Annotated in this window: 5 protein-coding genes; 4 read left to right on the top strand and 1 reads right to left on the bottom strand. The window is 39.3% G+C overall.

The annotated features are described in order from the left end of the window. Nucleotides 1-133 precede the first annotated feature (133 nt). Complete coding sequence (metE, locus tag C1E24_RS17910) at nt 134-2407, top strand: 5-methyltetrahydropteroyltriglutamate--homocysteine S-methyltransferase (RefSeq protein ID WP_138483831.1); 2274 nt, start codon at nt 134-136, stop codon at nt 2405-2407. A 93-nt stretch (nt 2408-2500) separates the two neighbouring features. Here metE and C1E24_RS17915 read toward each other — a convergent pair whose 3' ends face one another. Continuing rightward, a complete protein-coding gene (locus C1E24_RS17915; protein WP_138483833.1) occupies nt 2501-4879 on the bottom strand; it encodes a bifunctional diguanylate cyclase/phosphodiesterase in 2379 nt (792 codons plus the stop codon). A 189-nt stretch (nt 4880-5068) separates the two neighbouring features. On the opposite strand from C1E24_RS17915, the gene pyrC reads away from it, so the two are divergent. The 3 genes from pyrC (at nt 5069) to C1E24_RS17930 (ending at nt 8399) form a co-directional block, all read left to right on the top strand. Then, nucleotides 5069-6109 (top strand): dihydroorotase, encoded by a 1041-nt coding sequence (gene pyrC / locus C1E24_RS17920; RefSeq protein WP_138483834.1) that lies wholly within the window; start codon nt 5069-5071, stop codon nt 6107-6109. A 185-nt stretch (nt 6110-6294) separates the two neighbouring features. Next, nucleotides 6295-6603, top strand: a complete 309-nt coding sequence (locus tag C1E24_RS17925) for an H-NS histone family protein (RefSeq protein ID WP_138483836.1) — start codon at nt 6295-6297, stop codon at nt 6601-6603. Nucleotides 6604-6656: 53 nt separating this feature from the next. Continuing rightward, complete coding sequence (locus tag C1E24_RS17930; protein ID WP_138483838.1) at nt 6657-8399, top strand: DEAD/DEAH box helicase; 1743 nt, start codon at nt 6657-6659, stop codon at nt 8397-8399. The last annotated feature ends 515 nt before the right edge of the window (nt 8400-8914 follow it).

An 8914-nucleotide genomic window follows, 5' to 3' on the forward strand; every position in this document is an offset into this window, starting at 1 on the left:
TGATCATATTTTTTACAATTTTATTTGATTAATTTTGTTCATGTTAAAACTGAAAAACCATCAATTGTCTTCATCCTATCTCATGTTAATACTTTTAGCCATCTAAACATCCGTATAATTTTAAGGAAAGAGCATGGCGTATATTCATAATTTAGGTTTTCCACGAGTTGGCAAAAAACGAGAACTCAAATTTGCAGTCGAAGCATATTGGCGAGGCGAGCTCACTCAGGTCGAGTTACTAGAGAAAGGCAAAATTATCAGAGCCGAGAATTGGGCTATACAGGCTGAAGCGGGCATTGAATTACTCCCGGTTGGCGATTTTGCATGGTATGACCATGTACTCAATACCAGTTTATTAGTAGGGGCTACACCAAAGCGTCATGTAAATATTGATGGCAGTGTTGACCTAGATACATTATTCAGAGTAGGTCGAGGTAAAGCGCCAAGTGGTTGTGCTTGTGCTGCGAGTGAAATGACTAAGTGGTTTAATACCAACTACCACTATATAGTACCCGAGCTTTCTAAAGAGCAAACCTTTGAACTTAGCTGGCAAGCATTGTTTGAAGAAGTCGCTGAAGCACACAGTCTTGGTTATAAAGTTAAACCTGTTTTGGTAGGGCCTGTCACTTATTTGCATTTAGCTAAGTGTGCAGATGAGCCGTTTAATAAGCTTTCGCTTCTGGAGAGATTGTTACCGGTTTATCAGCAAGTGTTACAAAAGTTGGCTGAACTTGGCGTTGAATGGGTACAGATTGATGAGCCAATTCTTGCCCTAGAGCTATCAGATGAGTATCGCAGTGCATTGCGCACTTCTTTTGCTACATTAAATGGACAAGGTGTGAAGGTTTTACTGGCAAGCTACTTTGATTCAGTAAAAGATTACTATGAAGATATTCAGCAATATCCTGTCGCAGGCGTGCATTTTGATTGTGTCGCAGGTGAGCAAGATCTTACAAAGCTAAACCAGCTTTTAAATGATGACCAAGTTTTATCTTTGGGGGTTATTAATGGCCGTAATATTTGGCGAGCAGATCTGTCTTCTATTTATGATCAAATCGAGCCCATAGCACAAAGTCGTGGTGATAATTTATGGTTAGCACCGTCATGTTCATTACTCCATACTCCGGTAGATTTAGATCAAGAAGAAAAGCTTGATGCAGAATTACGTTCTTGGTTGGCGTTCTCAAAACAAAAGGCACAAGAACTTAAGCTACTTAAAACAGCCATTGAGAATAAAGCACTCACAACTTTAGATTTATATTCTGCGCCCGTAAAAGCCAGAGCGAGTTCTAAGCGCGTAAATAATCTTGTGGTTCAAGAAAAAGTGGCATTACTTACTTCTGAGCACGCAAAGCGACAAAGTGAATTTGCCAAACGTGTCAAAAAGCAGCAAGCCGCATTAGGACTGCCTTTATTACCAACTACAACCATAGGCTCTTTTCCACAGACGCAAGCCATTCGCCAAGCACGAAAAGAGTTTAAAGCCGGTGTTATTTCAGCCGCAGAGTACGAAAACCAAATGCAAGCGGAGATCCGTTATGCGGTTGAAGAGCAAGAAGCGCTTGATATCGATGTGCTAGTGCATGGTGAGGCTGAGCGTAATGATATGGTTGAGTATTTTGGTGAGCAGCTCGAAGGATTTGCATTTACGCAATTTGGTTGGGTGCAAAGCTATGGCTCTCGCTGTGTTAAACCGCCTATTATCTGGGGCGATGTATCTCGAGAAAAGCCAATGACTGTGAACTGGACGCAATATGCGCAAGCGCAAACCGCTAAGAAAATGAAGGGTATGCTCACAGGGCCTGTCACCATTTTATTTTGGTCATTTGTTAGAGATGATCTCGACAAGCGAAGCATTGCAAATCAAATCGCATTGACACTTCGAGATGAAGTCGTCGATTTACAAAACGCGGGAATTAATATCATACAAATTGACGAACCAGCATTTCGAGAAGGCATGCCATTAAGGGCAAGTGAATGGCAAAGTTACCTTGATTGGGCTGCATATGCATTTAGAGTGTCGGCATCGGGGGTTAAAGATGAAACGCAAATTCATACGCACATGTGTTATGCAGAGTTCAACGACATTATTGGTGCAATCGCCGATATGGATGCTGATGTGATCACCATAGAAACATCTCGCTCGAACATGGAACTACTAAATGCTTTTGAAGATTTTGCCTATCCAAACGAAATTGGCCCCGGTGTGTATGATATCCATAGTCCGAATGTGGCAGACATTGCGTGGATCAAATCATTGATCCATAAAGCCGCCAAGAAGATCCCAGTAGAGCGTTTGTGGGTGAATCCTGATTGCGGTCTAAAAACTCGTGGATGGGAAGAAACCAGAGCTGCGCTTGATAACATGGTGAAAGCGACCAAAGAACTCAGAAAGGAACTTGGATAAAATTAACTTTAACTAAAAGTAAAGTAGCTAGAAGATAAGACAAAACCTGCGTAATGCAGGTTTTGTTTTATTAATTTAAGTGGAAGGTCACTTTTAAATTGGTAGCACCATCTCTGTATGTTTGAGTAATAACTCCATGGCTTTATCTGCTGGCAGTGGCTTTGACACAATATAGCCTTGACCAAATTGGCAACCTTTACGTTTTAGTAGCGCCCATTGTTTTGGGTTCTCAATACCTTCAGCAACCACAGTTAACCTTAAAGAGTGGGCTAGAGATAAAATAGCATCTACCAAGGGGTTCTCTTTTTGTGTTAATTGATCCACAAAGCTCTTATCTATTTTCAGTACATGGATCGGTAACTGATGAAGATAACCTAGCGCCGAATAGCCCGTACCAAAATCATCTAGATAAAGTTTTACACCGAGTGGTTCTAATCCTTCAATTATTCGTGTTGCAAGGCTGAGGTTTTCAATTAACCCTGATTCGGTTATTTCTAAACACAATGTTCCATTGGGTAACTGGTATTTGGTGTAGATCTCTTTCATAAAGTCTACAAACTCAAGACTGGCAAAGTGACGAGATGAGACATTGACGGTTACTCGAATTGTCGGCATACCAGTGCGACGCCATTTTTGTAACTGTGCGCCTGCAAGTTCTAATAAGTGCAGGTCCAGATCAATGATCTGACCTGTTTGCTCAGCAATAGGAATAAAGTCATTAGGCGGTACAAAGCCAGTTTTCGGATGATGCCATCTTACTAGCGCTTCAAAGCTGACAATATGAGGGTCTTGCAACGCAAAAATAGGCTGAAAGAACAGCTCGAACTCATTGTTTTTGATGCCATGCTGCAAGTCGTTTTCAATATCGGCTTGGCGCTTTAGCTTACGGCGCATAGCGTTATTGAAGTAACAGACTTGGCCTCGACCACGAGATTTAGCTTCATACATGGCAGCATCGGCCTGTTGTAGTAATGAAATCGCATTATCTTGGGCACTTTCTGTAAATGCCACCCCAATGCTACTAGATGCTTGCAAAACATGACCATCAATATGCAAAGGTTTTGCAATTGCATTGGTGATACGTTCAAGTGCCAATTCTACTTGGTGTTTGTCCTGAACATTTTCCATGAAGATTGCAAATTCATCACCGCCCAATCGCGCAAAGGTATCTGTTTTTCGAATACAGCTTTTGATCATTTCCACAATGGCAATAAGAAAATGGTCGCCGACATCGTGACCGAGTGAATCATTAATACTTTTAAATCGGTCAAGATCTAAGTAAAGCAAGCAATGAAGGTTTTTTTGCTTGGCGCGGCCTAAAGCCAATATGGCATGTTTGACACGTTCAAATAATAAATAACGATTTGCCAAACCAGTTAGCTCATCGTGTAATGCTCTATGTTCAAGAGCTTGGCGAGAAATTTGACGATCAATGGCCATACTTACTTGGCGACTTATATAGGTCAGAATCTCTAAGTCATGCGCTTCAAAGCTCTTATTCTTTTGGTAGCTTTGTAGCACAATAACACCTTGATATTGCTCATTAACTGTAAAAGGCACACCCAACCAAGAAAGCGGCGAACGACCGAGCATTTTAAAATGCCCGTCTTCAATGTGCTGTTTAAACTGTATTTGATCACATAGCAGAGGTTTATTACTTTTCAGCAAATAATACGACGCAGAATCTTTTAATTGGTCTTTTGAAATTTTTGGCGTTGCTAAACATTTTAATTCACTTTCGATAAGGTATTTAATTTCTAAGACATCTGATTTGCGGTTATAAAGCGCAATAAAAAAGTTTTCCGCGGGTAACTGAGTATTAATGATTTGATATAAATCATCATAAAATGCATTTAGATCGGCTGACTTATATGCGATGTTGGCAATTTTTAATAAACATTGTTCAAGTTGTTGCGCTTGGTTTAATTGTCTTACTGTCGTTGTTAAATTATCAAGTGTACGAACCTGATATATTTTTGCGCTTAATAAATGAGCAACGGTAGACAGTATTTGTAGATGCGCATCGGTAAAATAATTTAATTTAGGGTGTTCACAATCAATTACCCCGAGTAGGGTATTTTCATAAACTAAAGGCACACAAATTTCTGAAAGGGCAGGGCGAGAATCGGCAATATACATTGCTTCTTTTCTAACATCCCCAGACACAAAAGGGACTTGCGTTCGGGCCACATGCCCGGTGATACCTTGACCAATAGGAATACGAGTCTGGGCAACTTGGTAATCAATACTTTGATGTGCGACACCCATTGATGCAACTTCTTCTAAGAATTCAGCCTGTTCATCTGCAAGATAAATAACACAGTCTACAAAGCCTAAACGGCTTACTACTTGAGAAGTTACATAATCAAAAAGTTCATCTAGCTGGGTGATTTGCAAAAGCGAAGATGAAAATTGATTTATAATGCTGAGCTGTTCGGTTTTTGATTCTAATTTGTTGTTATTCGAAAGCATGCACAATATTCATTCTGGTCCATGGCTATACGTTAACCTACTTGTCGTTAAAACGACATAATAAAATAGGGTTATTAACGAATTTGATTGTAAATGAGTGTATAGAAGTTGGGAGTATTTCGTCCTAAAAACTTTACTAGATAAGGCTAAGTGCCTATGATCGAGCAAACTGAGGAGCGGAAATAAGCAATGACAAGTAAAGCAACTACCTTAACAATTACCAGACCTGATGATTGGCATATTCACCTTCGTGATGGTGTGCAGTTAAAAGATACGGTTCGAGATGTGAGCCGTTACATGGGGCGCGCCATTATCATGCCAAATCTTGTACCACCTGCAACTTGTACAGACACAGCATTATCTTATCGTGATCGTATTATGGCTGCAGAGCCACAAGGCAATTTTGAGCCTCTTATGGTTTTATATCTAACAGATAAAACTACCCCTGAAGAAATCAGAAAAGCTAAAGCTACAGGTAAAATTTTCGCTGCAAAACTTTACCCTGCTGGCGCAACGACCAATTCAGATTCAGGCGTAACTGACATTGAAAATGTATTTCCTGCATTAGAAGCAATGCAAGAAGTGGGCATGTTGCTATTAGTACATGGTGAGGTAACTGACTCTTCAATCGATATCTTCGACAGAGAAAGAGTGTTTTTAGAAACAAAACTATCTAAAGTTGTTGATGCTTTCCCTGGACTTAAAATTGTACTAGAGCACATCACAACAAAAGATGCGGTTGAGTTTGTTGAAGCAGCCTCTGACAATGTAGCTGCTACTATTACTGCCCACCACTTACTTTATAACCGTAATCATATGCTAGCTGGTGGTATTCGCCCTCATTATTATTGTTTACCTATTCTTAAGCGTAATACACATCAACAGGCACTAATAAAAGCTGCTACAAGCGGTAATCCTAAGTTTTTCTTAGGTACTGATTCTGCACCTCATGCCAAAGATAAGAAAGAAGCAGCATGCGGTTGTGCGGGTGCTTATACTGCTCACGCAGCAATTGAGTTATATGCTGAAGCATTTGAAGAAGTAGATGCATTAGATAAGCTAGAAGGCTTTGCTAGCCACTTTGGTGCTGATTTTTATGGTTTGCCTAGAAACAGCGATACTATCACGCTAGAGAAGTCACCTTGGCAGGTGCCTGACAGTTACCCACTAGGTGATGCAGATGTTGTGCCTATTAAAGCGGGTGCAGAAATCGACTGGAAAGTAGTTTAAATATAACTTAACTATTTTTTGTAATTTCTAAAACGCGCATTAAGCGCGTTTTTTTGTGCAATTATATTTCGTAACAAATATAATATTTGCAAGTTTTTAATATATTTATACTATTAATATGAGTGTGTAATTGATTTAAAATACACAACTAAGCTAAATAGAAATTAAATATTTGAGAGAAGGCAATGAAAGAAATAAAATCATTTATTAAGTCTGCAAGTGTTAGTGAGTTAGAAAAAGCACTTGGATTAATAAACGACGCAATTGCCTCACAAAAAGCGCAGGAAGCTGCAAAAGCAGAAGTATTAGCTTTAATTAAAGATAAAGGACTGACTGTTGAGGATTTGCTTGAAAGTACTCTGACTGACAAACGCAGTAAAGTAGCTATTAAATATCGCATGGAGAAAGACGGTGAGATATTTGAATGGAGTGGTCGTGGAAAACGTCCTAAAGTATTTGTTGATGTTGACCTGCAACAATACGCAGTAATTTAAGTTTAGTCTTTAGGTGAGCAGGCTTATAGGCTGCTCATTTGTTTTAGAGGTTAATTATTTACACGCTCAGACCTTATCAGCAAGAAGCTGTTCAAAATACCATTTCTCATTTTAAGAAAACTAACGACCCAGCAGTAATCGTTTTACCAACAGGTGCAGGTAAAAGCCTTGTGATTGCAGAGTTGGCTAGACTTGCCCGAAAAAAAATTCTTGTTTTAGCTCATGTAAAAGAGTTGGTAGAGCAAAACAGTGAAAAATATAAAAGTTTTGGGCTACAAGCGAGTATTTTCTCTGCAGGTTTAAAACAAAAGTCACTTATTCATCTAGTCACCTTTGCCAGTGTTCAATCGCTTTCCAGAAATATCGACCAGTTAAATGAAGAATACTCCTTGGTCATTATAGATGAATGCCACCGCGTAAATGGGGATGGTAAAAGTCAGTACGGCAAAGTCATTTCAGCTTTGAAAGAACATAACGCGAGTTTAAAGGTGCTAGGTTTAACCGCGACACCATATCGTTTAGGCATGGGTTGGATCTATCAACATCATTATCATGGCTTTGCTAGAGGTAATAGCGACTCTCCATTTAAGAAGTGTATTTTCGAGTTACCTCTAAGATATATGATAAGCAATAAATACCTTACGCCGCCTAAACAAGTTGATCCGGCAATAAAACATTATGATTTCTCGAGTCTGACAACAGATAATTTTGGCAGGTTTAGTGAAACAGAAATGAATAGTTTGTTAGATAGCCAAACCCGAGCGACAAAAAGCATCATCGACCATGTGATAGAGCAAAGCACTTTAAGAAAAGGTGTAATGATCTTCGCTGCCACGGTTATGCATGCGAAAGAAATTTTTTCGTACTTGCCGCAAAGTGAAGCTGCACTGGTGATTGGTGATACCCATCAGGCAGAGCGTGATGCCATTATTAAGAACTTCAAAAACAAACAAATAAAATACCTTATAAATGTATCCGTTCTTACGACTGGTTTCGATGCCCCCCATGTTGATTTTATCGCTATATTAAGACCAACCGAATCCGTCAGTTTGTATCAACAAATAGTTGGACGAGGCTTACGGCTTGCAGATGACAAAAAAGAGTGTCTCGTTATGGACTTTGCAGGTAATCAGTTTGATTTGTTCCAACCTGAAGTGGGGGCTAAAAAACCTAGTTCAGATAACGAACCGGTTCAAGTACTTTGTCCTGGTTGTGGCTTTGCAAATATATTCTGGGGCAAAACAGATGAGCAAGGCAAAGTCATAGAACATTTTGGCCGCCGTTGTCAGGGACTACTGGATAATGGCGAAGAAGAGCAACAATGTGACTATCGCTTTAAATTTAAAGAATGTGATGAATGTGGGGCTGAAAATGACATAGCAGCGAGGCAGTGTCATAAATGTCATTCTATTATGGCTGATCCAGATGATAAATTGAGAGCGGCACTGAATCTCAAAAACGCCATGGTTTTACGTTGTAGTGGTTTGTCTATTACAACTCTGACCGATGAAAAGATAAAAGTAACTTACTTTGATGAAGATGGTGCATCTTGTAGTGAGGTGTACGACTTCAATAACAGTAAAAGTGTGTACGTTTTTAATAAGCAATACGCAAAACGTGTATCTGGTGTCTCTTCTCCAATTAACTTTAAGCAGGCTTCGGTAGTTCAACAATATGCGTACCAATTAAAAGCGCCTGACTTTGTGATTGCAAACCAACATAAGAAGTACGGTTGGCAAGTAAAGGAAAAGCTATTTGATTATGAAGGCAGTTATAGAGTCGCGGATAAGTCATAAACCCTCAAGCAGAACGCCATATTTGTATGTTTTATAGCCGTAACATATATGAAAATAGACGTTTCGTTTAAAATGCACGCAAACAGTTAGTTTTTTGCATTTTTCTTTAAAAAAGGGGTTGCGTAATTTTCAGCTCTCCCTATAATGCGACCCCACTGACACGGGGCGAGACGCTGAAAAGCAAATCAAAACGATGTCGAGTCAAATAAAACTTAATCTTAAAAACTTTCTTTACGAAAAAGATTAAAATTAAGTGTTGACATAAAAAGTGAAGTCGTTATTATGGCGCTCCACTTCGCAGCAAGGCTGCGGTAACTAACCAAGATTAGTTACACTGTTCTTTAAAAATATGAAGCAATCATCTGTGTGGGCACTCGTACAGATTGAGTTCTAACAGCTCTTGATTCAGGAGCAAAAAATTTAGAGTCTCAATTTCTTATGAGTGACTATATAGTCAATTTATACAGAATTCATTGAGCACGAATCTTCGGATTCAAAAAACTTTTAATTGAAGA

The sequence above is a fragment of the Pseudoalteromonas phenolica genome (assembly GCF_005876835.1).
In the GTDB taxonomy this organism is placed as follows: Bacteria; Pseudomonadota; Gammaproteobacteria; order Enterobacterales; family Alteromonadaceae; genus Pseudoalteromonas; species Pseudoalteromonas phenolica_B.